The 26,238-nt window shown below is 58.8% G+C and carries 24 protein-coding genes; 16 read left to right on the top strand and 8 right to left on the bottom strand.

Features of this window, described 5'->3' with window-relative positions:
- Positions 1–50: 50 nt before the first annotated feature.
- The 4 genes from ACFFT4_RS02060 (at position 51) to ACFFT4_RS02045 (ending at position 3,743) form a co-directional block, all read left to right on the top strand.
- Complete coding sequence (locus tag ACFFT4_RS02060) at positions 51–602, top strand: ribonuclease domain-containing protein (protein WP_378044658.1); 552 nt, start codon at positions 51–53, stop codon at positions 600–602.
- Positions 599–871, top strand: a complete 273-nt coding sequence (locus ACFFT4_RS02055) for a barstar family protein (protein ID WP_378044656.1) — start codon at positions 599–601, stop codon at positions 869–871. Before ACFFT4_RS02060 ends, ACFFT4_RS02055 begins: the two co-directional genes overlap by 4 nt.
- A 190-nt stretch (positions 872–1,061) precedes the next feature.
- Positions 1,062–1,802, top strand: coding sequence for a class I SAM-dependent methyltransferase (locus ACFFT4_RS02050; protein ID WP_378044655.1), 741 nt, complete (start codon positions 1,062–1,064; stop codon positions 1,800–1,802).
- A 243-nt stretch (positions 1,803–2,045) separates the two neighbouring features.
- Complete coding sequence (locus tag ACFFT4_RS02045; RefSeq protein WP_378044653.1) at positions 2,046–3,743, top strand: putative bifunctional diguanylate cyclase/phosphodiesterase; 1,698 nt, start codon at positions 2,046–2,048, stop codon at positions 3,741–3,743.
- A gap of 181 nt (positions 3,744–3,924) precedes the next feature.
- Here ACFFT4_RS02045 and ACFFT4_RS02040 read toward each other — a convergent pair whose 3' ends face one another.
- The gene (locus tag ACFFT4_RS02040; protein ID WP_378044652.1) at positions 3,925–4,497 is read right to left on the bottom strand and encodes a Uma2 family endonuclease; all 573 of its coding nucleotides are present in this window, start codon (positions 4,495–4,497) and stop codon (positions 3,925–3,927) included.
- Positions 4,498–4,709: 212 nt separating this feature from the next.
- Between ACFFT4_RS02040 and ACFFT4_RS02035 the strand changes: the two genes are divergently transcribed.
- The 3 genes from ACFFT4_RS02035 to ACFFT4_RS02030 all read left to right on the top strand — a co-directional run bounded on the left by ACFFT4_RS02035 (position 4,710) and on the right by ACFFT4_RS02030 (position 7,575).
- A complete protein-coding gene (locus ACFFT4_RS02035; protein WP_378044650.1) occupies positions 4,710–6,392 on the top strand; it encodes a hypothetical protein in 1,683 nt (560 codons plus the stop codon).
- A gap of 211 nt (positions 6,393–6,603) precedes the next feature.
- Positions 6,604–6,720, top strand: a complete 117-nt coding sequence (locus ACFFT4_RS35410) for an Rpn/YhgA-type helix-turn-helix domain-containing protein (RefSeq protein ID WP_512699935.1) — start codon at positions 6,604–6,606, stop codon at positions 6,718–6,720.
- Between the two features lie 183 nt (positions 6,721–6,903).
- A complete protein-coding gene (locus ACFFT4_RS02030; protein ID WP_378044649.1) occupies positions 6,904–7,575 on the top strand; it encodes an MIP/aquaporin family protein in 672 nt (223 codons plus the stop codon).
- A gap of 92 nt (positions 7,576–7,667) precedes the next feature.
- Here the strand turns inward: ACFFT4_RS02030 and ACFFT4_RS02025 are convergent, their stop codons facing one another.
- From ACFFT4_RS02025 to ACFFT4_RS02005, 5 genes are all read right to left on the bottom strand, one after another.
- Positions 7,668–7,958, bottom strand: a complete 291-nt coding sequence (locus ACFFT4_RS02025; protein ID WP_378044647.1) for a transporter — start codon at positions 7,956–7,958, stop codon at positions 7,668–7,670.
- A 31-nt stretch (positions 7,959–7,989) separates the two neighbouring features.
- Complete coding sequence (locus ACFFT4_RS02020) at positions 7,990–8,307, bottom strand: hypothetical protein (protein ID WP_378044645.1); 318 nt, start codon at positions 8,305–8,307, stop codon at positions 7,990–7,992.
- Between the two features lie 300 nt (positions 8,308–8,607).
- Positions 8,608–10,848 carry a carbohydrate-binding domain-containing protein gene (locus tag ACFFT4_RS02015; RefSeq protein ID WP_378044644.1) on the bottom strand — a complete coding sequence of 747 codons (2,241 nt, stop codon included), beginning with the start codon at positions 10,846–10,848 and terminating at the stop codon, positions 8,608–8,610.
- 186 nt (positions 10,849–11,034) lie between these two features.
- A complete protein-coding gene (locus ACFFT4_RS02010; RefSeq protein WP_378044642.1) occupies positions 11,035–11,886 on the bottom strand; it encodes a helix-turn-helix transcriptional regulator in 852 nt (283 codons plus the stop codon).
- A 118-nt stretch (positions 11,887–12,004) separates the two neighbouring features.
- Positions 12,005–13,135: a glycoside hydrolase family 88 protein gene (locus tag ACFFT4_RS02005; protein ID WP_378044640.1), complete on the bottom strand. Its 1,131-nt coding sequence runs from the start codon at positions 13,133–13,135 to the stop codon at positions 12,005–12,007.
- Between the two features lie 215 nt (positions 13,136–13,350).
- Between ACFFT4_RS02005 and ACFFT4_RS02000 the strand changes: the two genes are divergently transcribed.
- Positions 13,351–16,227, top strand: a complete 2,877-nt coding sequence (locus ACFFT4_RS02000) for an S-layer homology domain-containing protein (RefSeq protein WP_378044638.1) — start codon at positions 13,351–13,353, stop codon at positions 16,225–16,227.
- Positions 16,228–16,304: 77 nt separating this feature from the next.
- On the opposite strand, the gene ACFFT4_RS01995 is transcribed toward ACFFT4_RS02000, so the two are convergent.
- Positions 16,305–16,619, bottom strand: coding sequence for a hypothetical protein (locus tag ACFFT4_RS01995; RefSeq protein ID WP_378044636.1), 315 nt, complete (start codon positions 16,617–16,619; stop codon positions 16,305–16,307).
- Positions 16,612–16,980, bottom strand: coding sequence for a DUF6864 domain-containing function (locus ACFFT4_RS01990; RefSeq protein WP_378044634.1), 369 nt, complete (start codon positions 16,978–16,980; stop codon positions 16,612–16,614). Before ACFFT4_RS01990 ends, ACFFT4_RS01995 begins: the two co-directional genes overlap by 8 nt.
- A gap of 240 nt (positions 16,981–17,220) precedes the next feature.
- Here ACFFT4_RS01990 and ACFFT4_RS01985 point away from each other — a divergent pair, with 240 nt between their 5' ends.
- From ACFFT4_RS01985 to ACFFT4_RS01950, 8 genes are all read left to right on the top strand, one after another.
- A complete protein-coding gene (locus ACFFT4_RS01985; RefSeq protein ID WP_378044632.1) occupies positions 17,221–18,120 on the top strand; it encodes a GyrI-like domain-containing protein in 900 nt (299 codons plus the stop codon).
- 562 nt (positions 18,121–18,682) lie between these two features.
- Positions 18,683–19,543: an ankyrin repeat domain-containing protein gene (locus tag ACFFT4_RS01980; RefSeq protein ID WP_378044631.1), complete on the top strand. Its 861-nt coding sequence runs from the start codon at positions 18,683–18,685 to the stop codon at positions 19,541–19,543.
- A 116-nt stretch (positions 19,544–19,659) separates the two neighbouring features.
- Positions 19,660–20,649 carry an aldo/keto reductase gene (locus ACFFT4_RS01975; protein WP_378044629.1) on the top strand — a complete coding sequence of 330 codons (990 nt, stop codon included), beginning with the start codon at positions 19,660–19,662 and terminating at the stop codon, positions 20,647–20,649.
- A 46-nt stretch (positions 20,650–20,695) separates the two neighbouring features.
- Positions 20,696–22,063 carry an LLM class flavin-dependent oxidoreductase gene (locus tag ACFFT4_RS01970; protein ID WP_378044628.1) on the top strand — a complete coding sequence of 456 codons (1,368 nt, stop codon included), beginning with the start codon at positions 20,696–20,698 and terminating at the stop codon, positions 22,061–22,063.
- A 54-nt stretch (positions 22,064–22,117) separates the two neighbouring features.
- Positions 22,118–22,891, top strand: a complete 774-nt coding sequence (locus tag ACFFT4_RS01965; RefSeq protein WP_378044627.1) for an ABC transporter permease — start codon at positions 22,118–22,120, stop codon at positions 22,889–22,891.
- Between the two features lie 31 nt (positions 22,892–22,922).
- Positions 22,923–23,963: an ABC transporter substrate-binding protein gene (locus ACFFT4_RS01960; protein WP_378044626.1), complete on the top strand. Its 1,041-nt coding sequence runs from the start codon at positions 22,923–22,925 to the stop codon at positions 23,961–23,963.
- An 18-nt stretch (positions 23,964–23,981) separates the two neighbouring features.
- Positions 23,982–24,755, top strand: coding sequence for an ABC transporter ATP-binding protein (locus ACFFT4_RS01955; protein WP_378044624.1), 774 nt, complete (start codon positions 23,982–23,984; stop codon positions 24,753–24,755).
- A 214-nt stretch (positions 24,756–24,969) separates the two neighbouring features.
- The gene (locus ACFFT4_RS01950) at positions 24,970–25,818 is read left to right on the top strand and encodes a sulfurtransferase (protein WP_378044622.1); all 849 of its coding nucleotides are present in this window, start codon (positions 24,970–24,972) and stop codon (positions 25,816–25,818) included.
- Positions 25,819–26,238: the final 420 nt, after the last annotated feature.

The following is a 26,238-nucleotide window of genomic DNA, read 5'->3' as shown; positions in this document are numbered from 1 at the left end:
GCTTCCAGAGCGCCGGTTCGGTATTTTGCCTACGGAAATGGAGATAGACCATGATTCGGATATTCAGACGACTAATCGGCGCGCGGATGCGCCCGGGACTGGCCTCGCTGCTGGTCATTCTGGCGATCGTGCTGACGGGCTGCGGCGGCGTGCTCGAGAATCCCTCTTCGACGACGGCGCCCTCGTGGTCCTCGGCTGGGACGGAGCGCGCTTCGCCTGCGGTCGAAGCGGAGCTCGGGCAGGAGAATTCGTCTCCGCCGACCGGCTTCCGGGAGGTGGCGGACTATATCCGACGGCATCATGAGCTGCCGGATAACTTCATTACGAAGAAGGAAGCGGAGGCGCTCGGCTGGGTTCCCGCCCAAGGCAATCTGCACAAGGTCGCCCCGGGAAAGAGCATCGGCGGAGACCGCTTCGGCAATCGGGAAGGGCTGCTGCCCAAAGCCAAAAACCGGATCTGGTACGAAGCGGACATCCATTACGAGCAAGGAACGCGCGGCGCGGACCGCATTCTCTATTCGAATGACGGCTTGATCTATATGACCGTCGATCATTATCAATCGTTTACGGATATTACGGAGAAGGGCAGCATCCCGGAATGAGCGCGATTGTGGAGCTTAGACAGTCGGAGGCGGATCGCCGCGAGGACGTTCACGAATGGCTGGCGGCGGAGCTTGGCTTGCCCGAAGGATACGGCCGCAACCTGGACGCGTTATGGGACTGCCTGACCGGATATTTGCCGAAGCCGCTGAGAATCAGGTGGATTGCGGACTCCGATGGCGAGGCGCGCTATTCCGCGATCGTAGGGACGTTTCGCGACGCCGCGGACGAATACGACGAGATCGACTTCGAGTACCTTCCGGCGAGGTGAAGCGAATATTCAACCGAATCTTTCGAAGCAACCCATGAAGCTTCGAAAGATGTCGGCCTGTCATCGATTGCGGCAGAAAGCCAAAGGACGAAAAGCTGTACGAATGGGAGGGGCTGTCCCCTTGTTCTCTATGTCGGCAGCTTTAGCTTCTTTGGCTCTTTATTTTCCACGGGAAAGGGAAGGGGCGCATATGGAGGAGTTGCGGGATTTCTACGATCGTATCGGCGCGGAGAACGGCTGGGATTTCAGTCGGGTAAAATGCATTTCGGAAGGGGTAAAATGGGACTTCTACGACGAGGTGGCTAAAAGGTGCCGCAAGTCGGATTTTCTGCTGGACATAGGGACGGGCGGCGGGGAGCGGCTGCTCTCTCTGGCCGATGCGGCTCTGCTGCTGGTGGGGATCGACAACGCGGCGGGCATGGTCGAGACGGCGCAGGCGAATGCGGCGGCTTCGGGCAGGGACAATGTGCGGATTCTGCCGATGGATGCGAAGCGGATCGAGTTCCCGGACGGTTTTTTCGACGTGGCGTCTTGCCGACAGGCGCCCTTCTTCGCGGCGGAAGCGGCCAGAGTGCTGAAGTCCGGCGGCGTTTTTCTGACTCAGCAGGTGAGCGAAGGGGATAAACACAATCTGGCGGAGGCTTTCGGGAGAAGCCAGACGACAGCCGAAGACGGCGCCTTGCGGGACAAATACGTTGGCGAATTGACCGAGGCCGGATTTCGCGAGATTCGCACGATGGAATACGATGCCGCGGAATATTACGAAACGGTCGAAAACCTCGTATTTTTGCTGATGCACACGCCTATCGTCCCCGACTTCGGCAAGATCGAGGGGGATTTTACCCGATTGCATCGTTTTATCGCCGAATACCGAACGGATCGGGGAATTCGCACGAATGCCAAAAGATTTATGATCTCGGCGCGCAAGTAAGCCGTTGATTGTCGAGACGTAAAGGAATTTGTCGACTCCATGTCGAAGGAGATCATATCGAAAGCTTGTCCGGATTTCCAAGCAAAAACGCCTGCGGCGTCCTTAGGACGGCGAGCGCGTTTTTGTCGGAGACGATACAGACAAGGATAAGGGTGAAACTTATAAATTCTGTATCGTGGACAAAGCCTCAAAGCGGCAATCTGTTTATTGGCTAACAAAATCGGCGGACCGCGGAGGTGTAGGATGGAAGAATTGCAGCGGCTTCAGGAGTTGGCTTCCCGCTATTCTCGGCTGACGGATCTTTCGTTCGATCCCGTAATTATCTACACGCAGGATGCCCGAATTCGTTTCGTGAACGATAAGGGGCTTATTATGCTGAAGGGAACGCGGGACCAGGCGCTTGGACAGTCGATCTTCGGCTTTGTGCTGCCGGAATATTGGGAGGTTTTGAAGCAGCGCATCGCGCAAATGCTCCAGGAAGGAAACCAATCCCCGCCGGCGGAGATCCGGATTCGCAATTCATTGGACGAGCTGCTTGACGTGGAAGTGACCGGCATCGCCATTCCGTACGAAGGGCAGCAGGCCATCCTGGCGATTATTCGCGACATTACCGAGCGCAAGAAATACGAGCGGGACATCGAGTATTGGGCTTATCACGACGAGCTGACCGGGCTGCCGAATCGCCGTTGGTTCGATCATCACGTGCTCGGGCCGACGCGGCAGCACGAAGCGGACGGGCCTTCCGTCGGCCTGATGTTTATCGATTTCGACGATTTCAAGCATGTCAACGATTCGTTGGGGCACCATTTCGGAGACCTGCTGCTGCAGGAGATCGCCAACCGGCTTCGCGAGGACGAGAGCGATCGCCGAATCGTCGTTCGCGCGGGCGGCGACGAGTTTATGTTCGTTCTGCTCGACATGGACAGCCCGGACCAATTGCTGGATTGGAGCGAGCGCATATTGGCGCGGTTCCGGGTTCCGTTCCTGCTGCTGGATACGCCGATCCATTCGACGTGCAGCATCGGGATCGCCTACTCCCCGGAGCACGGGACAACCTCCCAGCAGCTGCTGAAGTCGGCCGATATTGCGCTGCACCGCGCGAAGCTTCAGCGCAATTGCGCCGTCATGTTCGATCCGCAGATGGAGCAGGTGTCGGTCAATCGTCTCACGATAATCGATGAGCTGCACAAAGCGCTGGAGCACGGCTGGTTCGAGCTCCATTATCAGCCGCAGATCGATCTTCGCTCCGGTGGCATTCGCGGCACGGAGGCGCTTATCCGCATGAACCATCCGCGCAAGGGAATGCTGCCGCCGGCTTATTTTATTCCTACCGCGGAAACCAGCAGCCTGATGATTCCGATCGGAGAATGGATTCTGCAGGAGGCCTGCCGCCAAAACATGGCCTGGCAGAGCCAGGGACTCCGGCCGATGACCGTATCGGTCAACGTCGCCATCTGCCAGTTCCAGGAGGAAGCGTTCGCCGACAAAGTGATTCGCGCCCTGGAGCGCTCCGGAATGCCGGCCGAATTGCTGGAGTTGGAAATCACCGAAAGCTGCGCAGCGGACTCGGCCCGCCTGGAGCAGGTCCTGCAGAAGCTGAAGCCGCTTGGCGTGCAGGTCAGCATCGACGATTTCGGCACGGGATACAGCTCGCTCAGCCAACTGAGCCAAGTCAGCATCGACAAGCTGAAAATCGACCGTTCGTTCATCCTGCAGATGATGGAGCACAAGAAAAGCGAAAATCTCGTCAAAGCAATGATTACGATGGCGCACAATCTGCAAATCGAGGTGGTTGCGGAAGGGATGGAGGCCGTCGAACAGGTGGAGATGCTGCGCCTCTGGGGATGCGATACGGCACAGGGCTACTACTTCTCCAAACCGATTCCGGCGGAAAAGCTGCTCTCCGTATACCGCGAATCAAAAGGCGATTCGACGATGTAAGAGGCCCGGCCTCCTCTACAGATCCGCTTCCAACAAGCCTAAGCCCAACCGTTCAAGGTTGGGCTTAGGCTTGTTGGCTTGGCGGACGTACTCGCTGTCCTTGGGATTGAGCTTGTTCACCGATCGTCCCGTTCGAGTGGAGCGGAGGACCTGTATGAGGTTCGAGAGCCGGGCGGCTTCGCTAAGCCCATATTTCGTTCGCATGAATGACGAAGTCCGGAAAAATCGAGACCGGGATCGCGTCATCCATGCTATAAGATTCGAGCGTCTCATACTTGCCGTTCGCTGACAGCGTGTATATCGTAACGATCTTTTCCGACGGGTACACAATCCAGTATTCTTTTACGCCCGATGCTTCATAAAGCGACTTCTTCGTCGAGATGTCCAGTTTGAGACTGCCCGGCGAAATAATTTCGACCACAAGATCAGGCGGTCCCTTGCAGCCCCGATCGTCCAGCTTGGACACGTCGCACACCACCGTAATATCCGGCTGCACGACCGTATCGGTATCTTCATCCGCTACACCGGGCTTCGGCAGGCGGACGTCGAAGGGAGCGGGGTAGACCTCGCAGGTTTTTCCGCGAAGATAGGTTGCAAATTTAGTCCCTAAAGCCATGAGTATTTTTTGATGCATTCGCGAAGGAGCAGGAGTCATATTGTAGACGTCACCATCGATCAGCTCAATCCGCGCGCCTTCCGGCCACCGCAAATATTGCCGATAAGTCAGCTTGGGCTGTTCCAGTGGCATGCTCATCGTCTTTCCCCCATTCGGATAATACCCTTATTCTCATTATAGCATAGATCGTAAAACGCCAAACGTAACCGGATGGACGGGAAGAGAACTTCAAATCATCGATCAAGATGCGGCAATCTCGCCGTGCCGGCCGCTTCGGCGCAACGTTCCGGGCGATCCCCTCGTCTAAGTTAGCAAAGGAGTTATCTGCGACTTGTGGGGGGGCTGGCAGCGTGGCGCGAAAAGGGATTCTGCTGCTTGCGATGGCGGCGGCGATTTTGTCGGCATGCAGTCTGGGGGGAGCCGGGGACGGGAAGCGCGATCGGGTGCCCCTTCCGGAGAATGTCGTGTCGATGGCCGTATTGGACCGCGAAGGCGTCGTTCTGCGCGAGCACCTGGAGGGCGATATCCTTCGGCGGTTGCTGCAAGGAATGAAGAGCGCGCCCTCTTCCTACATCGGCGATCCCGAGCAATCGGGCGAACCTTACGGGCTGGTGGTGCGCGGCGCGAAACAGACGCGAACATTCGACATTCAGGATATGGGCCGGACGAATAGTTTGGATGTCAGCGCGAAGCTCTACGCCGCGCTCCCCGGCGAGGAGCGCGGGCGGGCCTGGGAGCTGAGCACGGAGTGGATGCAGCTGCTGCTCGATCCGGCGGCCGAGAAGGCGGAGGCGGAGCTGTTCGCAACGGTCGAGGAAGACAGCGACAGCGTTATTCTGACGGCCAATCGCGATATCGATGCCGAATCCGTCCGGGAGGCCATTCAGGGCTCGCTGCTGATTCGTTCGGATGCCGCGAGCTCTGCGAAGCCGGAGTACAAGCTGACGGATTCGCGCCGGATCGTCGTTCGGTTCCCGGATTTGCCGAAGGGAACCCAAATTCAGCTGCGGCTGGACGAGGTGAAAAGCAAAGAGGGAGAACGGTTCTCCGTTCGTTCTTCGCAAGGCGACGGCAAGGTTACGGTTCGGCAGGGCCGGGCCTGGAGCGGGTTGCGCTGGGTCGATACCGACGGGCAAACCGTGTACGAGCACGGCTTCGATGCGGCTGCGCTGATTCAGATCGCGCGCGATTCCGCAGTCGAAGACCGGGCAGTTCTGATTTATAACCGGGACGGCACCGTATACCGGTTGTTTCCGGAAAGCCGGGATATCCACGACGTTACCGTGCAGGGATGGGGCGATCCCGAAGCGAAGGGGTACAGCGATGACGGAGTCGGCTCGCTTTATTCGTTCCCCGATGCGACGGAAGCGGGATTCTATGTCGCCCAAGGGCTGAAAACGGTCTATTACGTCAATCCGTCTAACGACACGAAGCGGTCGATCTATGATTCGGAGAGCTCCATCTACGGGATGGCCGTGTCTCCCGACGGACGGCATATCGCCGTCTTGGCGGATTCGGAGTCCAACCTCGGTCCCATAGCGGATCTGACGATTGTGGACGCGCAGGGCGAGACGGGGTCGACATTTCCCCAAGCGGCGTACGTCGGGCACAGTGAAGGCTGGCACTTGATTTATCCGGTCGAATGGATCGACGCGGATACGGTGGCGGTCCCTCTATTCGGCACCCCGGAGTTCCCCTCCTCCAGGGGCAAAGCGCTGTTTCATTACCGTCAAGGGCTGCTGTCGAAGGAAGAAGCCCCGGTGCTGCCGGAGGCGGCGTTGGCTCTTCTGCAGTCGGAGCTCGGCGAGGCAGCGGCTGCGCAGATTGTGTGTACGCTTCCCGATCCGAACGACGAGCAGGCCCGGGATTACGTCGTTTCGCTGTCGGGCATCGGGAGCTATCTGGTCGGCCTTGACGACGGCAAGGTTACGCGGCTGGGCGCCGGAGAGCCGATCATGTGGACGTCGGACCGGCAAATCGTCGTATGGGACTCTACGGAAGGGAAATCCGTGAGCGTTGTCGGCTTGGAGTAGGTTGTGGCGAATATTATTTTTGGAAATTCGAATCACGTTTATAGAAACAATCATTGATTCGTCGGTTGTCCCGTGCTAAGATGGTAAAAAATATGCAAAAAAAATAAACTCGGTCGTGAAGCACACGCCGCTCTTTCTCCTGATGAGCTCAGGGGAATGGGCGGTTTTTTTATTTTTCAGGCGATCGGACGAGCTGCGAGGAGGAAGGGCAATGGGCACAGGCATAGATCACGCCAAAATGCTGGCAAAGGGGCTTAATCCGGCAATGGTAGAAGAAATGACCGGTTTGCCGGCAGAACGAATCGATCAGCTTAAGACATCGGTGTAGCAGGTTGTTCGGTTGGACGACGAACTTCGCAAATCGTTTTAATAAAGCTCGTCTTGCAAGCAAAGCCCTTGGCCAAGCCGGGGGTTTTGCTTTTCTATTTTTTCCGGTTCAGAAATGATTCAAATCCGGCAGCTATAATGAATAGGAATCATTTTACAACGATAATGGAGGATGAGTATGGGCTTGTCTGCGAAAAAGGGATTGGCGGAGTTTATCGGCACCTTCGTGCTCGTATTGTTTGGCTGCGGCAGCGCGGCGACTGCCGGAGGGAACCTGGGCAATCTGGGGATCGCTCTGGCGTTCGGTTTGTCGATCGTGGCGATGGCGTACGTTATCGGCCCGATTTCCGGCTGCCACATTAACCCGGCCGTATCCCTCGCGATGCTGATCAGACGCAAGTTGTCCGGCGCCGACTTCATTCTGTACGCGGTCTGTCAGATTGCCGGGGGCTTGGCCGGCGCGGCGGTGCTGTACGCGATCATCGATTCGACGGGCGCAGCCGTTGTCAGTCTGGGCGCGAACGGCTTCGGAGAAGGCTATGGCATCGGGATTTCGCTGGCGATGGCAATCGTTGTGGAAATCATTCTGACCTTTGTTTTCGTGTTCACGATCTTCGGCGTTACCTCGGAGGAGAGCAACGGCAGAGTGGCGGGACTGGTGATTGGCCTTACGCTGGCGTTCGTGCACATTTTGGGCATCGCCTTGACCGGAACCTCGGTGAATCCCGCCCGCAGTCTGGCTCCGGCTTTGCTGCTGGGCGGCACGGCTCTGGAGCAGGTCTGGGTGTTCCTGGTCGCGCCTCTGGCCGGCGGCGCACTGGCGGCGATCGTTCACAAATCTCTGAGCCGCAAGTAGGCCGCTGCGGAACCGGCCCGGCCGGCGGCCGCGCAACGACGTAGCCGGGAGCCCTGCAGAGAAGTCTGCGGCGGCTCCCGGCTGTCGCGGGTTTAAAAGCAGGAAAAGGATTCGATTCTTCGCAGGTCGAAGCCGGAGAACATCCAGAAAAATCCGTTCCAGCGAAATCCGGAGACGGACGTTCGTCCGACGAAGACCGGGTAAAACCAGAAGCCGGGCCCGCCCCGCGGCCAAATATAAGTCTGGCGAAACAAACATCCGGAGATGGCGCCCGGATCGATCGCCAGCGCCGAGGCGAGCGGCTGCTGCGGAATCGTCTGCGGAGGCGGGGCCGTCGGAGCTTGCATCCCGCCTTGGGGGCCAAAGGGAGGCGTAATAGCCAAAGGAATCTCACCTTCCTGTTCGTGATGGGCCTTACAGCAACGAAATCGTCAGAAGATTAAACAGGACCAGAGGAAGCACGAAGTTGGAATAAGGATTGACCGGTCCGGGGAAGAAGGCGCGCGAGCAGCCTTCATTGGACAACGTCAAATACAGAATACCGTTATGACAATGGCGGATGTATCCTTCGTAGACTTCCCCGTCCATCGTCTCGACCACGACCAGCCGATTGCAGTGGCGGCCGCACAGCTGATGCAAGTGCTCTCTCACCGAACGCAAGGTCCGATGAACCTGGGAATCGCACTGATAGATCGGTTTCAGCTGCTGCTGAACCTGATTGGACGAACTCATTCTAACGACCTCCGTATTTAGTGCATGGAGTATTCTATGCGTTGGCCTAGTCCGGGGTTACGGCTGGCTCTGCAGGCCCTTCGCGGGGCCGCACTACGTGCCGCTTCCGAGCTCCGTCGTTTCCGAAGGCAGCGATGTTTGGGAAGGGGAGGGAATCCGCGAGCAAGCATGTGCCTTGCGAAAAGGAGGAGCCGCGGAGGTTCGCTTCGATTCCCGACTTCCTGATCCTGCTGAAAAAGGCAGCGCCCGCGGCCCCCGTATCGGGGAGCGAAGGCGCTGCCTTTCATGCACTTGCACGCGCTACAGCAAAGCGGCCAGAGCGACGGCCAGCTCGGCACGGGTGAGCTGAGCGCCCGCGCTGCTTAGAGCAACCGGCTCTTTGCCGATTAGAGCGGCGTAACGGTCGAGGATCAGCTGCATATGCTCGGCGGAGAGATTGTCGTCGGGACGGAACTTGCCGGTATTGTCGCCCTGCACGATCCCGTTATCGATCGCCCAGCCGACGTAACCGCTGTACCACGTCCCCGGCTTGACGTCGGGGAACAGCTTGCTCTCGGCCGTCTCCGCGCCCAGCAGTCTCCCCAGCGCCGTAATGGCGGCGGCGCGGCTCACCGGAGCGTTCGGGGAGAAGCTGGACGCCCCGGTTCCGTTCATGACGCCTTTGTCGTACAGCGCCTTGATCGCGTCGTAGGCGCCGTCGCCGGGGGTGACGTCCGCGAAGGGCAGGCCGCCGATCGTGAATTGCCATTGCGATACGCCGACATATTCCGCGTTGCCGGACACGACGGCGACGGTGAGACGGTAAGTGCCGTCCGCCTCGGGCAGAATGTCCGAGAAGGAGCCCTGGAGCTCGGACAGCAGGCGGGTCTCGGAATAGTTTTCCGAAGGGACGTCCGTTACGGTAATCTGAACGTCCTGATCGGGCACGTCCGCGCTGGCCTCGATAGACGTCAGCTGCGGCTTGCTGCCGGACGCCGAGCCGGTCAGGCCGGCTCCGCGATTGACGCTGAAGGTCACGCGCTGCTTGCCCGAAGCGTCGGCGGAATCGGAGATGCCGGAGAAGCTGTGCACCGTGTCGGTAATGACGAACGCGGTGGAGCCGACAGCGTCGGGATCGGCGCTCTGCTCATTCTGCCACGGATTGAATCCCTCCGGGAAGTCGGGCATGCCTTCCGGTCTCGGCCCCGGAAATTCGCTTCCCTCGGGAGGCGCCTGCCCCGGAACCGGACCGCTGCCGCCGGCCGGCGGAGCTTCCCCTTCCCCGGGAGCCTGGCCGTTGCCGGGCCGTTCCCCGAATCCGAATCCGCCCATCATGCCGAAGGAATTGCCGGTATACTGCTGTTGAACCTCGTTGATATACACATGGTATTCGGCGTTCTTGGCCAGCTCCGGCGAGCTGAAGGTCACGCTTTGGAACGCTTTGTCCGCCGTGTGCGTCAGCAGGACTTGGCCGCTTGCGTCCGTCAGCTTGACGACGCTGCCCGCGGCTTGCGTCGAAGCGAAAGCCAGCTCGATGAACGTCTGCTTGGAGGCGGAGCTCGACGCATCGTTGCGGGTGCCGAGCGCGATGACCGTTCCCCCGTTAAGGGCGATGTCCATGTCCGCGTCTATGCCGCCGTCCGGGCTTCTCTCGTTGGACTGGGTGACGACCGTCCCGCCGTTGATCGTCAAATAGCCGTTGGAGTCGATGCCGTCTCCTTCCGCGCCGAGTCCGGCGTTCACCTTCAGGTAACCGCCGTTGATCGTCGTCACGGAGATGCGGTCTTCGTTCGTGTTGATGCCGTCGTCCTGCGACTTGATGTCGAGGTTCCCTCCGTTGATCGTCAGATGCAGCTCCGAATCGAGCCCTTCGTTGTCTCCCTCGATATACAGCTTTCCGGTTCCGGCGGATTCGCCGGAAATGCTCATCGACATTTTGGAATAGAACGCCCCGTCATACTTGTGCAGCTTTTTGGTCGTTCCTTCCTTGTAGATGCGGGCGACGTGGGAGCCGATCGCTTTGTTGACCGAACCGTCCGCCAGCACGACCCGCGCGCCCGCCTTGGACAGATCGGTGACGCCTTTCGTATCTTCCGTGGAGCTGTAAGGCTCGTACACATTGTAGAAAATGACGGCCGGCGCGACCGTGCTGGTAATGTCCGCCCCGTCCAGGATCAGGACGACAACCGCCGTCGGATCGTCAGCTGCTTTCTCGCCAAGGTCGACAGCCAGTTGGCCGTGCGACAACGTGCCGGATACGCGGTAAGTCCCCGGCTGGGTGATCGTTACGACCGTATGCGCGGCCGCTTCTTCGGCGGTGTGTTCTTCGGCGGCGGTTCCTTCCCCGTAGGCGCTGCCTTGTCCGGCTTTGTAATAGACAATATCCGCTCCGACGTATACGGCGGAGCCGGGGTCGGAGGACGCCGCTTTTCCGTCTACCGTTATCCCGCCGTCGGAGAGCCGGATAACGGTTTCGCTCTCTGTGCTCGCAGCCGATACGGACGCGGCGCCGGTCAGAGCGATCAGCAAGGCGAAGAGCAGGGTCGAGGTTCGTTTCAGCATGTATGGGGCACTTCCTTTCGCTAGGTATGCCCTTACTGTAACGGTCGAGTCTTAAATGAAACTTAAATGACGCCCGCACGCCCTCCGCGGTTGTTAGCCCCGACAAGCTCCGCACAGCGTCGGGGCAGCCGATTCGCGAAGGAATGGGGATATATCCCATGTTAATAAGGGGATCATTTTATTCCCTCAGCGTATGCTTTTGCGGTACTGATCGGGCGATAAGCCCTTGATCCTCTTGAACAGTTGGCTAAAATAAGAAGCCGAGAGCCCGCCGAGCTGTGCGGCGATTTCTCCGACGGGGAGCGACGTATTGGCCAGAAGCACGCAGGCTTCCCGAATGCGGCGCCTCGTCAAATAATCGGACGGCGTCATGCCGGTGGACTTCTTGAATACGTGGGAGACGTGGTAGGGGGACAGATGGAGACCGGAGGCCAGCGCCTCCAGCCTGAACGGCTTCTTGTAGTGGGCGTCGAGCCATTCGGCGATCCGCTCCGCGTGCGAGCGGGCGCGCGAAGGAAGATCTCCGGCCGTCTCGTCCGCGAAGAGATGCTTCTTCAGCAGGCGAAGCAGCGAGAGCATCAGCAGGCCGACTTCCTCCTCCCTGTCGGGGGCAGTCTCGCCGGCTGCGTCGTGAAGCTCCAGCAGCAGCTCCGCCAGCGGCGTGTCACGCAGCGAGGGGAAATACTGCCGGGGAAGATAGCCGTTCCAAAGCATGCGAAAAAACTGTTCCAGCTCGGGGAACGGGGCGAGATACCGCAGCACGAATTGCGGATCGAACGTCAGGTTGGAGCGAACGTAGGCGCGATTCGGCAGCGGCGGAACGGCTACCCGGTGCAGCTGATAGGGCTGGAACCAGACCAGGGAATGAGCCTCGATCGCGTACGTCTGGTTATCTACCCGAATTTCGCCGTGGCCTTCGTAGATATAGAGAATTTCGATCCCCCGATGCGCGTGGTGCCAGTACGACTCCGGATCGCTGTGCTTGTGGCGGTACAGGAACAATCCGGGCTCCAGGCCGATCGGCGTAAGTTTGTTCATGGCGTCAAGCTCTCCTTGTCCGGTGCGAATCCGCTTCCTTACATTATACGGAGCAACGGAGAGCGGGCGCAACCGGAGGAGAGCGGCTGTCCCTGCTTCGAGATAGCCGCTGCCGAGATTAGCGTTCGTACCAGTAGCCGGGCGTTCCTTGATGAAGCCGGAGCAGCGCTTCGAGATAGAAGTAATCTCCCCAGATGACGAAATCGTCGGGAGAGACCCCCCCTCTGACCGAGTAGGAGCCATGGCGCAGAAAACCTTCTTCCTCCGGATTGCCCGCCGTAAAATAGCGCTCTGTCAACGCGGCCGCGGACCGCTGGGCCCAATCGAGCAGATCTTGCCGCTCCGGGTCGTCCGCCGACAGATGGCCGGCAATCTCGAGCATGCCGCACGCGGCGATGGCCGAAGCCGAGCTGTCGCGCGGCGTGCCCTCTTGCTGCGGCACGTCGAAATCCCAATAGGCGACATCGTCCTCCGGGAGATGGGCGACAAAATAGCGGGCCATTCTGACGGCCGTTTCCAGAAAAGAAGGCTCTTGCGTATAGCGGTAGGCGAGCGCGAAGCCGTATATGCCCCAAGCTTGTCCCCTCGTCCAGGTAGAGCCGTCCCGGAAGCCTTGATGCGTCCCGCCGCGGACGGAATCTCCCGTCTCCTGGTCGAAGTAGAACGTGTGATACGAAGAATCGTCTCCCCTCACGAGGAAGCGCCGGCTTTTCTCCGCATGAATGCGGGCTCTCTCGGCGTAGATCGGATTGCCGGTCTGCTCGGTCGCCCAGAACAGGAGCGGAAGATTCATCAGACAATCGATAATGATGCGGCCGCCGTTATCGGGGTCCCCTTCCGGGCCCCAAGCCTGGAAGAGCTGCGAAGTCTCCCGCCACCGCTTCATCAGCGTGTCCGCCGCCTGCAGAGCGACTCCCCTTGCCTGCTCGTCCTTTTCCAAAATCCACTGCGCCTTGGCGGACAGCGAATACAGAAATCCGATATCGTGGTGATCCAGCTGCCGGTTCTGCTCCAAACGGCGCTTCATGGAAGCGACGGCGTCGACCGCGGCTTCGCGGATGGCCGGGTCCCGACCGTACTCGTAGGAAAGCCACAGAATGCCGACCCAGAAGCCTTCCGTCCAGGACGTTTGATCCTCCAGCTCGTATTTTGGGGTTCCTTTGCTGACGAGCGGGAACTTCTCGGTGAAGCGGGGAAGGTTGGCCGTGGTCGTGCGCAGAGTCCGTTCGATAGCGGCTTGCCAGTTCATTGGGTTCGTGCCTCCTTAAGGGCTCGTTTCTTATTTTCGACTCTATTATAGGGGGCTGAGGCCTTCGATTTGTTGCGCGAGTCTGTCGCTGTATTGCGATTTATGGAGCGGGGATTGATCGGGGAGCATCCGGGACGAATTGTTTAGAAAAGGTTGAGAGCCAGGACGCTACAATGAGCCGAACAACATGCTGAACTCTATCGGAGGAATTCCAATTGAACAAACGGATGAAGGCCAGCCTTATCGCGGTTTTGACGTTTTGCCTTGTTTTCTCGTTAGGCTCGATTGCGGCTGCCGCGCCGGCGAAAATCACGTTTAATCTTTCCAGCGTGGCGGGAAAGCCGGGAGAGGAGGTCACCGTTGCGCTGACAGTCGATATTCCGAACGACGGATTCTACTATTATTACGAGCCGTACGTAGACTGGGAGCTTCCGACCGCAGATCAACGATTCGGAAATTGGGTGAACGGTACTTCGATCAACCTGTTTCTGACGATCGCGGATGATGCCCCTTCGGGCAGCTATTCCGTGTATATAGACCGTCAGTACACGGCAGTGACAAGAGGCCCTACGGACATTACGATCAACCAGCCGGTTACCGACTACGCGGATGTCGCCGGAACGGTAACCGTTCATAAGCAAGCGGCGGTCGGCATCGCCAGCGGGACAGCGGGCAGTCTGGTGAGCGTCCCCGTGACGACCAATTCCATGGAACCGATCGGCTATTACGACCTGACGATTCCTTACGATCCAAGCGCGCTGGAGGTAAGCGTCGTAACGGCGACTTACGGGGGAAGCTTCGACTACCAGGACGAATCCGGGCTGTTAAAGGTTACATGGGACGGTCAAGCCGATAACGCTTCGATCGCGAACGGGGAGCTGTTCAACGTCGCGTTCAAGCTTAAGACGGATTCGCCGCTTGGAATCAAACCGTTGGCGATTGCCGCGGGAGCAGCGTTTAAGGATCCGGCAGGGAGCGCCATGTCTCCGTTCTTTACGCGCGCGGGTTCGGTCGAGGTGACGCCCAATCTTGCGCCGATAGCGGGGGACGTTGGCGTGACGGGAACGGAAGTCGTCGGTCAGACGCTGACGGGAACTTATTCCTATTCGGATCACGAGGAGGATACCGAAGACGCGTCGACGTTCAAATGGTATCGCGCGGACAATGTCGGCGGGGCCAACGAACAGCTCATTCCCGAAGAGAGCGCGACCGCGTATACGCTGCGGCCGGCGGACAAGGGGAAATATATCCGGTTCGAGGTAACGCCTGCGGCGAATTCCGGAACATCTCCCGGCATTCCCGTGAAAAGCAACTTTACGGGGCAAATCGCAGCGCTGACCTACCCGGTTGCATACGACGGCAACGGCGCGACTCTCGGCAGCCTGCCCACGAATCCGCAGAGCTACGAGGAAGGCGAAGTTATTGAAGCGCTCGGAAATACCGGCGGCCTGGAGAAGCCTCACCACGGCTTCGCGGGCTGGACGCTTGACCCGTTGAATGCAGGAACGCTGTATTCGTCGGGGGATCATCTGACGATCGGGACAGAATCGATTACCCTGTACGCCAAGTGGGTCGTTAATCAATACACGGTCTCGTTCCATTCGAACGGCGGCAGCGCGGTAACGGAAGTACAGGCCGACTACGATACGGCGATCGCGGCTCCGCCGCGCCCGAATCGTTCGGGGTATTCCTTCGCCGGCTGGTATAAAGACGAGCAATTGACTCAGGCCTGGAGCTTCGATGCCGATAAAATCGCCGGCGACACGGAGCTTTACGCCAGGTGGTCCCGGAATTCCGAAAACTCCGGCGGCGGGGCGCCGACGGCTCCGGCAGCGGATGAAGGAAACTCTGTCAACGTACGGGTCAACGGCGAAGAAGGAATCGCGGGTACGCTGACAACAACGACGGACAAGGGGCGCACGACTTCACTCGTTTCGTTGGATCGGACGAAGCTGGCTGCCCTGCTGCAGTCCGCGGGACCGGGAGTCAAGCTTTCGATTCCGGTCGCCGGCGCCGCGAATAGCGCAGCCGTGGAGCTGAGCGGAAATTCCTTGCAAGAGCTGGGAAGCAAGCAGGCGATTCTCGAATTCAGGACGGACAAGGGAACGTACGTCCTGCCCGCATCTCAGATTCGCCTTCAAGAGATTGCTCGCCAACTGGGCGCGTCGGCCGATCTGGAGCAGATCAAGCTTCGAATCGAGATCGCGGATTCTTCCGGCGAGCTTACGAACGCGTTCCAAGGCGCGGCCTCCAGGGACGGCTTTACGATTGTCGCCCAGCCTCTGGAGTTTCGAGTGTCCGCGGCAAGCGGAAGCCGATCCGCGGAGATTTCGACCTTCGGCAATTTCGTGGAACGGGAGATCGCTTTGCCCGGCGGCACGGACGCCAACCGGGTGACGACGGGTGTCGTAGTCGATCCGGACGGAACGATGAGGCATGTCCCGACGAAGATCGTGGAAGAGAACGGACGGCAGGCGGCTCTTATTCGCAGCTTGACGAACAGCTCCTACGCCGTCATTTGGAATCCGGTCGAATTCAAGGACGTGGCGAACCATTGGGCGAAGGACGCCGTTAACGACATGGGCTCGCGCCTCGTGATCGGCGGAGCGGGCGAGGGACGGTTTAATCCGGACCGGGATATTACCCGCGCCGAATTCGCGGCAATCGTCGTTCGGGCGCTGGGTCTTAAGCCGGCGCAGGGGACGAGCTCCTATGCGGACGTCGATTCGGAGGCCTGGTATTATACGGCGGTCGAGACGGCCAGGACGTATAAGCTTGTAAGCGGGTATGCGAACGGAGAGTTCCGTCCGGCGGAACGGATCACGAGAGAGCAAGCGCTCGTGATTCTTGCCCAGGCGGCGAGACTGACCGGATTGCAGGAGAAGCTTCAATCGGAGGCGCTTCCGGCGCTTGACGGCTTCTCCGATGCGGACCAAATTTCCGCATGGGCGAAAGCGAGCGTGGCCGAAGGCCTGAGGGCGGAGCTCGTGACCGGTCGGAAGGATAACCGTTTGGCGCCGAAAAGCTATATTTCCAGAGCCGAAGTCGCCGTGCTCGTTCAACGGCTGCTGAAGAAATCCGACTTGATCTGATCGCGGGACGATCCCCCGTTCGGTTGCCATCCTTAAGTCCGCCAGACGGATTTGGGGATGGCTTTTCTTCTGCGCGGTTATCCCCCGCCCTCCTTCGAACGCGATCCGATCAAATAGCCGATAATCGTCGATTCCACGGGCAGGACGACAAGCGTCCACATTTCCTTTAATCCGAAATCGGGCGAACGGTATTTCTCGGGCGTCAGCGTGTAGACCAGCGCGATCAGAAGAACGGCGAGCGAGACCGTACCCACGATGTACAAGCGAACGTTGTCCCCCGAACCGAAAAATCTGCCCAGGAAGCCGAGCTCGGCTTTGCGCTTCTCGCTTTCCGAATTGGCGGCGATAATCTTGCTGGCGACCTTCGGGTCCTGAATTTCGATTTTATTCACGTTCCGCCACCCCCTCTCCCGCGAAAAAGGTGAACGCAAGCGACCAGTTTGTCGCCTCATAATTAATCGTAACCTCGTAACGGAGAGAAAGAGTGCGGTTGTTCAGAACGCCGATCTGGATAATATCGCGATTGCCGATCGGCTTGCCCTTGGGGAAGTTGACGCAGGCGATGCGCACCTCGTTGTAGCGGACGAGCCGGATATCGGTCGTAAAATCGTCCCTGTCCGCTTCGTATTCCACGCAGAACACGAACTTCAGCGGATCGTGCTCCTCCGACAACGTAATTTCGATCGGCCCCATCCCGTAAGCAAAAATTCGGCCGTGGTAGACGGCCTCGTAGCCTTCGGACGTGATTTTCATCGTAACCCTCTCCCCGCCGCGATTGGTCTTCGTACGAGCTCCTGTCCTTCTATTTTACGATCGTGAGCCCCTTCGCATGACTGAATCGGTTCATCCTGCCCGTTTTCCTGTAATTTCCACGCCCTCTGTGGTAACCTTGATCTATTGTCGGACTCCTCGCTTCGACGCGGGAAAACCGCAAAAAACATCAAGAACGTCCGTTCGCTTCGGGCTACAATGATAGAGAAAGGAGGTCGCCGGGTGTCAGCGTACGAGGATGCGATTCAACGCGTGGTGGACGAGATCGAAGCCCGCTTGGGAGAGGAATTGAGATTTTCCGGTCTGGCGCGGCTGTCGCATTTTTCGGAGTTTCATTTTCACAGGGTGTTTCATGCTCTTGTGGGGCTGCCCGTCATGGAGTATGTTCGAGTTCGCCGATTGGTTTGCGCGGCTCAGCGGGTTGCCTATTCCCAAGACAGGCTGCTGGATATCGCAATCGACTGCGGATTCGGCACTCCCGAGACATTCACCCGCGCGTTCCGCAAGCTGTACGGAATGACGCCTGGCGACTACCGCAAGAAAGGCCTTCGTCCCCCGGAGTATCCCAAGGTCCGCGTGCGGGAACGAAAGCTCAATCCTTATTTGGGAGGAATTCGCATGGAGTATCGCATCGTTACCAAGCCCGCCTTCGATGTGATCGGCTATTCGCTTCGTACCAGAACCCATGAAGGCGAGAATCACCGGGACATTCCCGCGTTCTGGGGCAGGTACATGCAAGAGAAAATGGGTCAAAACCTGTATGGGCTGGCCGTCTCGAACGTGGAGTACGGCATCTGCGACGACTTCGACATGGAGTCGGGAGAGTTCAGCTACATCATCGGCGTGGAGGCCAAGGAGGGCGCGGAGGCTCCGGAAGGGACGGTTAAGCGCCATTATCCGGAGGCGACATACGCCGTATTCACGACCCCGAGAGTCGCTCACGATCGGTTCTCCGAATCGATTCAGAGCACTTGGGGCGTCATCTTCAGCGAATGGTTCCCCAACTCCGGCTACGAGCACTCCGGCGGCGCCGAGCTGGAATATTACGACGAGCGCTGCTGGCAGGATCGCAACGAACTGCTGGAGATGGACATCTACATTCCGGTCAAGCCGAAGGCGTAGGCCATCCGTTGTGCGACTGCCGTATTCAAAGTCAGGCCATAAGCGAATAAAGCTCGGATGATGCGCTCGCCCTTCATGGGGCGGGCGTTTCACTGTCTATTTTCAATCCATCGCCCCGCCGCCCCGCAGATGCGCCGAATAAGCCCATGCTGCGTGCTTATCACCCACGTCGCCCCGCAGATGCGCCGAATAAGCCCGTGCCACGTGCTTATCACCCTCATCGCCCCGCAGATGCGCCGAATAAGCCCATGCCACGTGCTTATCACCCTCATCGCCCCGCAGATGCGCCGAATAAGCCCATGCCACGTGCTTATCACCCTCGTCGCCCCGCAGTTGCGTCGAATAAGCCCATGCCACGTGCTTATCACTCTCGTCGCCCCGCAGTTGCGCCGAATAAGCCCGTGTCGCGTGCTTATCCCAGAACGGACTTCGAGAAAGAAGGAGTTTGTCTGCAATCTATTTATTCCGTCTAAAAAAATCGGAATAAGCGGCTATTCAAATGACCGATCTCGTGATATAGTAATTTTGTAATTTTAATTACACGTAAGCGATGAGGAGAACCATGCCTAAGAAAAAAAGCACCGCCGTACTTTCCATCCGACTGGACGACGAAGCGCTCAAGGCCGTGGATCTGCTCGTGGAATCAGGTCTTGAATCCAATCGCTCGCGAGCGGTCACCCACTTCGTGAATGTGGGAGTGCGAGCTTCCCACGATTTGCTCGTGCGGGCGAGGGAGCAGGCCGACAATCTTCAACGGCTGCGCAACGAGATGTTCGAGGCGGTCAAGCTCAGGGACATCGACAAAGTCGCCGAGCTGATCCACCGGGATGCGAGCTTGGTGAACGCCAGCAATCCGCAAGGGGAAACTCCCGTGCTGCTGGCCGCGTTCCTGAGGGCGAACGACATTAAGGAGCTGCTGCTTCGCAACGGGGCGGGCAAGTTGAACGTGTTCGAAGCCGCCGCCGTCGGGAACAGCCCGCGAGTGAAGGAACTGCTCGACCAATCGCCGGAGCTGCTGAACAGCTACAGCCACGACGGGTTCCCGCTGTTGTCCCTGGCCGTGCACTTCGGCAATACCGATACGGTGGAGCTGCTGCTCAGCCGCGGGGCCGACATTCACGCCCGCAGCCGCGACGGCAGCCTCAACAATACGGCGATTCACGCGACCGTGTTCGGAGGCTACGATCACCTCGTCGACCTGCTGGTGAAGCACGGGGCGGACATTCATTCCCGATGCGAGGGCGAGCTGAGAAAAGCCTTCAACGTTCTGCACGTGGCGGCTTACTTCGATAAAGCGCCGCTCGTGGAGAAGTTCCTCGGCTACGGAGCCGACAAGACGGCGAAGAACGCCGATGGCCGGACGCCGTACGAGCTGGCGGTCTCCCTGGGGCATACCGCTTCCGCGGAGCTGCTGAGAATTTGATCCGACAAGCAAGATCAACTACATACGACAACTCGACCGGACAGACGGAGAGGCGCTGAACTGCAAAGCGGCTTACGTCTGTCTTTTTGTCGTATCCGAAAGAGAGGGAGAGCTTCATGCAATATCGGAAATTGGGAAGAACGGGGTTAAAAGTATCCGAGGTCAGCTTGGGCACGATGGCGTTCGGGAGATGGATCGACGAGAAGGCGTCCGGCGAGGTGCTGGATGCGGCCTTGGAGGCGGGGATTAACCTGATCGACACCGCGGACGTGTACGGAAGCGGGATGGACACGGGCGACCGGTCGCGATTCGGCGAGTCAGAAGCGATTCTGGGACGTCTTCTGCAAGGACGCCGAGACGAGATTCTGCTCGCGACGAAATTCCACGCCCATGTAGGTCCCGGCGTCAACGACGGCGGCCAGAGCAGGTATCATGTTTATCGCGCTCTGGACAACAGCTTGCGGCGGCTGCAGACGGATCACGTCGATCTCTATCAGGTTCATTCGTTCGATCCCGAGACGCCGATCGAGGAGACGCTGCGGGCGTTCGACGACCTGGTGAAGCAAGGCAAAATTCGATATCTTGGCTGCTCCAACTACGCGGCCTGGCAGCTCGCCAAGGCGCACGGGGTCAGCGCGCTGCACGGCCTGCATCGGTTCGAGAGCGTTCAGCCGGAATACAGTCTCATCACGCGGGGAATCGAACGGGAGCTCGTGCCGTTCGCCGAAGCCGAGAAGGTCGGCATTATCAGCTACAGCCCGCTGGGAAGAGGGATTCTGAGCGGCAAGTACCGCAAGGACGAAACGCCTCCGGCCGATTCCAGACTCGCTCTGGGCGAGAAAAGGCTGGAGCTGCTTCTGGAGTCGAACCCGGCATACGCGCTCGTCGAAGAGATCCGGCCGCTGGCGGAAGCGAGAGGCTGGACGCTGGCGCAGTTCGCACTCTCTTGGGTGCTCAGCCATTCTTACGTGACCTCCGCGATTCTCGGAGCCTCGAAGCCGGAGAACATTCGCGACTCCCTTCAGCATGCTCACGAGAGGCTGACCCCCGAAGAATTGGCGGAGATCGACATCATTTCCCGCCGCATCGGTCTTTTTTTGAGTTAAAACCCTGTTTTCCCATAGATAAACTAAGTATAGGAGAATGAAAACCATGACTCAATCCAAGCGTCAACTTCATCTCGGCCTGTTTTTGTTCTCGACAGGCTATCACCCGGCGGGCTGGCGGCTGCCGGAAGCGGTCGCCGACGGCGCGTTCGATCCCAAGTTCCTGCACCGGGTCGCTCAGCGGCTGGAGCAAGCGAAATTCGACTTCTTCTTCCTCGGAGACGCGCTCGCGACGAGCGCGGACATGCAGCACACGTTCCCTTCGCAGATGGTGCGCCTCGAGCCGTTCACCATGATCGCCAATATCGCGGCGGTGACGGAGAAGATCGGCCTGATCGTGACAGCGAACACGACGTATTCCGAGCCGTACACGGTAGCGCGCCAGACAGCGTCGCTCGATTACTTGAGCGGAGGGCGTCTCGCGTGGAACGTCGTAACCGGCATGGACGTGCGCGCTGCCCAGAACTACAGCCGGGAGAAGCACTGGGACAATTCCCGCCGGTACGACTACGCGGACGAATTCGTGAAGATTGTACAGGAGCTGTGGGATTCCTGGGAGGACGACGCGTTCGTCCGGGATAAGGAGAGCGGCACGTTCGTCGACGGAAGCAAGGTGCACCGGATCGACCACGTCGGCGATCACTTCTCCGTGACCGGTCCGCTGAACGTGGCGCGGCCGCCGCAAGGGCAAATTCCGCTGCTCAACGCGGGCACCTCGGAACGCAGCCGCGATCTGGGTGCGAAGCTCTCTAGCGCCGTGTTTACGGGGCAGATCTTGATCGATCTGGCGGAAGAGTTCTATAACGAGGTCAAGTCGAAGGCCGAGCAGTACGGTCGGAAACGGGACGAGGTGTTCATCCTTCCGGGCCTCGTGCCTCTAGTCGGCCGCACCTCCGAAGAAGCGCGAGCCAAGTACCGCGAGTTGAACGGCTTGCTCGTGACGAACTACGATCTGGCTCCATTGTCCGCGAGAATCGGCATCGATCTCTCTTCCTATCCGCTGGATGGGCCGCTGCCGGACCTGTCGCTCTCGTCGCTTCCGGGCAATGAAGCGAGAGGATTCGTCGAGTTGGCGCGGAGGGCGGAAGGCCGGGAGAACATTACCGTGCGGGAGCTGTTCCACTACTTCGCCGCCACGTCGAGAGGGCATTTGCTCATCGTCGGAGACCCGGAGCAGATTGCGGATCAGATGGAGGAATGGTTCGTCCGGGAAGCGGCGGACGGGTTCAATATCTGCCCGCCGTACATGCCGGGCGGACTCGACTTGTTCCTCGATCTGGTCGTGCCGGTGCTTCAACGCCGCGGGTTGTTCCGGACGGAGTACGAGGCGGACACGTTTCGCGGGCACTTCGGCCTGTCCCGCCCCGAGAGCCGTTACGCCCGGAAGGCGACGCTGCAGGGCGCGGGCGAATAGAGGCGAGCAGGTCCCGCGAATCGGCGGGCTGCATGGAGAGGGGCGAACAACCGTATGGTCAACAACAAGCGCTACAGGTGGCGCATCGTAATCGGGCAAGTCGCGCTGCTGCTCGCTTGCCTGGGCATAATCGAATACCTCGTACGGGCGGAAATCGTCGGCAGCCTGTACCTGTCGAAGCCGACCCAAGTCGTCGACGAGATCTACAAGCTGTTTTCGAACGGCGAGATTTTTCATCATTTGCTCGTCACGCTGCAGGAATTTTCGGTGGGGTATTTGCTTAGCGCCTTCGCCGGAATCGCGACCGGGATGTTCCTCGTTCTCGTGCCACATGCGGAGACATTCCTCCGACCGTTCCTGTCGGCGCTTCTGGCGATCCCGAAGGTTACGATCATCCCGCTGTTGATGCTCTGGCTCGGTATCGGGTTGTCGCACAAGGTGGCTATCGTGTTCTTGTTCTGCTTTTTCACGATTGCCTTCAATACGATTACGGGCATCAAGCAGACGGCGGAAGCCCACCTCAAGGTGGCAAGAGTATTCGAAGCTTCCAAGCTGCAGACGATCGTCAAAGTGATTCTGCCGTCGGCCGCACCTACGATCTTCGTCTCGCTGAGGGTGTCGGCGGCAACGGGGCTTGTCGGAGCGCTGTTCGGGGAGATGGTGGCATCGAAGGACGGGCTCGGGAATTTGCTCGTTCAGGCGACTTCGCTGTACGACACGGCGAAAGCCTTCGCGATCATTACGGTCGTGACGGTCGTGTCGGTGCTCATTATCGGGGTGATCGATCTGCTGGAGAAACGGGTCGTGCTCAGATGGAAGTCGGCGTAAAACATATTCATTTTTAGAGGAGAGAGAAACCATGTTGAAGAGAAAATGGACAGGGTCGGGAATCGTTGCGGCGGCGCTAGCGCTTGTTCTCGCGGGATGCGGTAACGGTAATCATTCGGGAGGAGCGGCATCATCGCCATCGGCGTCCCCGAGCTTTTCGCCGTCTGCATCGGCCCCGGCTTCGGAGAGGGCTACGGCGGAGCTTCAGAAGATCAGATACGCGCCGTTTAACGGGGTGAGCGGACTGGCGGTTCGGTACGGGATCGAGAAAGGCTTTTTCAAGGACGAAGGGCTGGAAGTCGAGCTCGTCTCCACGCAAAATCCGATTGAAGCGCTCACGAGCAAGGACGTCGACATCGTCGACGTCGCGACGACCAACGCCATTGTGGCCGCAGGCAAAGGCGCTCCGATCAAGATCGTCTCCTCGATGTTCCGTACGAAGGGGCCGTTCTATCTGGTCGCGAAAACGGGCATCGAAAGCGTCGAGGACCTGAAGGGCAAGACGGTCGGAGCGGCGGCGCTCGGCAGCGGGCTGGACGTGTATACGCAGACGATTCTGAACAAGCACGGCCTGAGCAAAAACGACGTGACGTACCTGGCCAACGGAGTCAACGAAGCGGCGTACGCCAGCCTGACGTCCGGTCAAGTCGACGCCACGATCATTCACGAGCCTTTCGCCTCCCTCGCGGAGATCGAAGGAACCGGCAAAATTCTCGCCAAGGGCTGGGATTACCTGCCGACGTTCCACACGGGCGTTCTCGCTTCGCGGAAAGATTTTATCGACGAGCATCCGGACCTCGTGGAGAAGCTGCTGCGCGCCTACTTCAAGTCGCAGGAATACGCGAAGAGCAACCTGGACGAATACAAGGAGTTCTTCCTCCAGAACGTCAAAATCGACGCGGGTGCGGTGGACAAGGCGTTCGAACGCGAGAACGTGCTCTGGGAAAACAACCCGGACGTCGATCTGAACGCTCTGCAGGACACCCAGCAGGTTCAAGTCGATCTGGGCTTCCAGGACCAGGTGTATGAGGTTAAGGATTTGCTGGATCTGCGGTTCATTCCGAAAAATTAAGCGGGACGAGGTGATCGTATGGCAGGGTTCTCGATTCGGGGCGTTTCGAAGGTATACGGCGGGACGACTCCGACGGAGACGCTCTCCAACATCGATCTGACGATCGAGGACGGCGAGTTCCTGAGCATTCTCGGTCCCAGCGGCTGCGGCAAAAGCACGCTGCTCGAAATTTTGGCCGGCTTGCAGCTGCCCACCTCGGGCGAAGTCTGGTTCGACGGGGAGAAACTGAAGGGTCCCGGCATCGAACGGGGCGTGGTGTTCCAGGATCCGTCGTTGTATCCGTGGAGAACGACCTATAGGAACGTGGAGTTGGGCCTGGAGCTGCGGGGCGTCGCGAAAAACAAGCGCAGGGAGGCGGCGCAGCGGTATCTGGATCTGGTAGGACTGCGAGGGTTCGAGCATAAGTATCCTCACCACTTGTCCGGCGGAATGAAGCAGCGGGCCGGTCTTGCGCGGGCGCTCGCGAACGCTCCGGAGGTACTGCTCATGGACGAGCCGTTCGGCGCGGTGGATCACCTGACCCGATTGCAGCTGCAGGACGATCTGTTAAAGATATGGGAAGCGGAAAAGAAGACGGTCGTGTTCGTTACGCACGACGTGTCGGAGGCGGTGTTCCTGGGAGATCGGGTGGTGCTGCTGTCGCCCAGGCCGGGGCGGATCAACCGGATTTTCCAGGTTTCGAAGCCCCGTCCGCGCAAGCGCGACGATATCGAGCTGCTGAAGATCCAGAACGATATTTATGCCGCCATTCATGAAGTGAAGTCGCCGGAAAGTGTGGAATTTACGATTTGATTCTATATGAATTAAATCAAAGTATCTCGAAGACGGCCCGATGGAATGGAGAAAGGGAATGGTTTTGCGGCGACGCGAGTTTTGGCATTGAGTTGCATACCAATGAAGGTCTTATCCATCCAAGCAACTCAAAAAAGCCGGTAAAGCCTTCCCTTTCGGAATGTAATGAGTATTGGTTCAACTTATATATTAATGCGGAGGAGCGTGGAGAAAAATGGCATCGACTAACGTGGTGAGTGTGGAGCAGTTGAGGAACAGGTTGGAGAGCGGCGAGCGGATCGCGCTGCTGGACGTTCGGTTTAATCCGAAGGAGCCGGCGTATGGCCGGGAGGCTTATACGAAGGGACATTTGCCGGGCGCCGCATTTATCGACTTCAAGGCGAATCTGACCGATCCGGCGCAGGAGCACGGAGGGCGAAGCCCGCTGCCAGCTCCGGAGCGGCTGGCAGCGCTGTTCGGCTCGCTGGGCATCGACCGCGAGACGGCCGTTGTAGCCTACGAGGACGGCAACGGGCCGGCCGCGTCGAGGCTGTGGTGGGTGCTCCGATATTTGGGAGCGGAGCGCGTGCAGGTGTTGGACGGCGGCTATTCGGCCTGGACGGCCGCCGGGGGTGCGGTTGAGGCGGAGCCGGCTGCGGCCGCGGCTCCGCGGGAGTTTGTGCCCTCGCCGAGAGCCGGTTGGCTCGCGGGCGTGGAGGAGGTGCGGCGAGCGTCAGCCAGTGGCGAGGCGAAGCTCGTGGATTCTCGCGACGCGGCCCAGTTCGCGGGGCGCGAAGCGCCGTTCGATCCGGTAGCCGGGCATATTCCGGGAGCGTCCAACTATTTCTGGAAGGACGCGCTGGAGGCGGACGGAGCCTGGAAGTCGCCGGAGCAGCTTCGCGAGCGCTTCTCCGACCTGCCGCAGAGCGGCGAGATCATCGTCTACTGCGGCTCCGGCATCTCGGCCACTCCGAACGTTCTTGCCCTTCACGAGGCCGGGTACGAGAACGTCAAGCTGTATGCGGGGAGTTGGAGTGATTGGATTAGTTATGAGGAGAATCCCATTGCCACCGGTGACAAGTAAGAGCCGAGCAGTACGTAGATGTTAAATACATCGTCAAGTGGCTTGTGAGCTCAGGCGATGTATTTTTGTGCCCTGAAGTCAACAGAGAATCAACAAGGGGTTTCTGAAAGTACTTACAGAATGAGGCCAATCAAACGCTTGCTTGTATCCTCCGTGACTCCATTTACAGACAGAGAGCCAGGAATACCTATTGTTGCGGTAGTAAACTCCGGCTCAGCATACGAATAAACAATATATAGAGAAACAAAAAAGCTAATCAACTCAAAATCAACGGACCGTGTTGTTCTTACGATAAAAAACTAAGTGAACGGGGGGCTTGTAGTCATTCCCTTGTGTTAGACAGTGTGCAGTCCAGTTTATGTTGGATTAATAATATTTGACCGAAGGTGATTTTTTCACATCACCCAAGAGAGGGAGTGT

The organism is Cohnella cellulosilytica (assembly GCF_042431195.1).
In the GTDB taxonomy this organism is placed as follows: domain Bacteria; phylum Bacillota; class Bacilli; order Paenibacillales; family Paenibacillaceae; genus Cohnella; species Cohnella cellulosilytica.
This window is presented reverse-complemented; position numbering and strand designations above follow the sequence as displayed.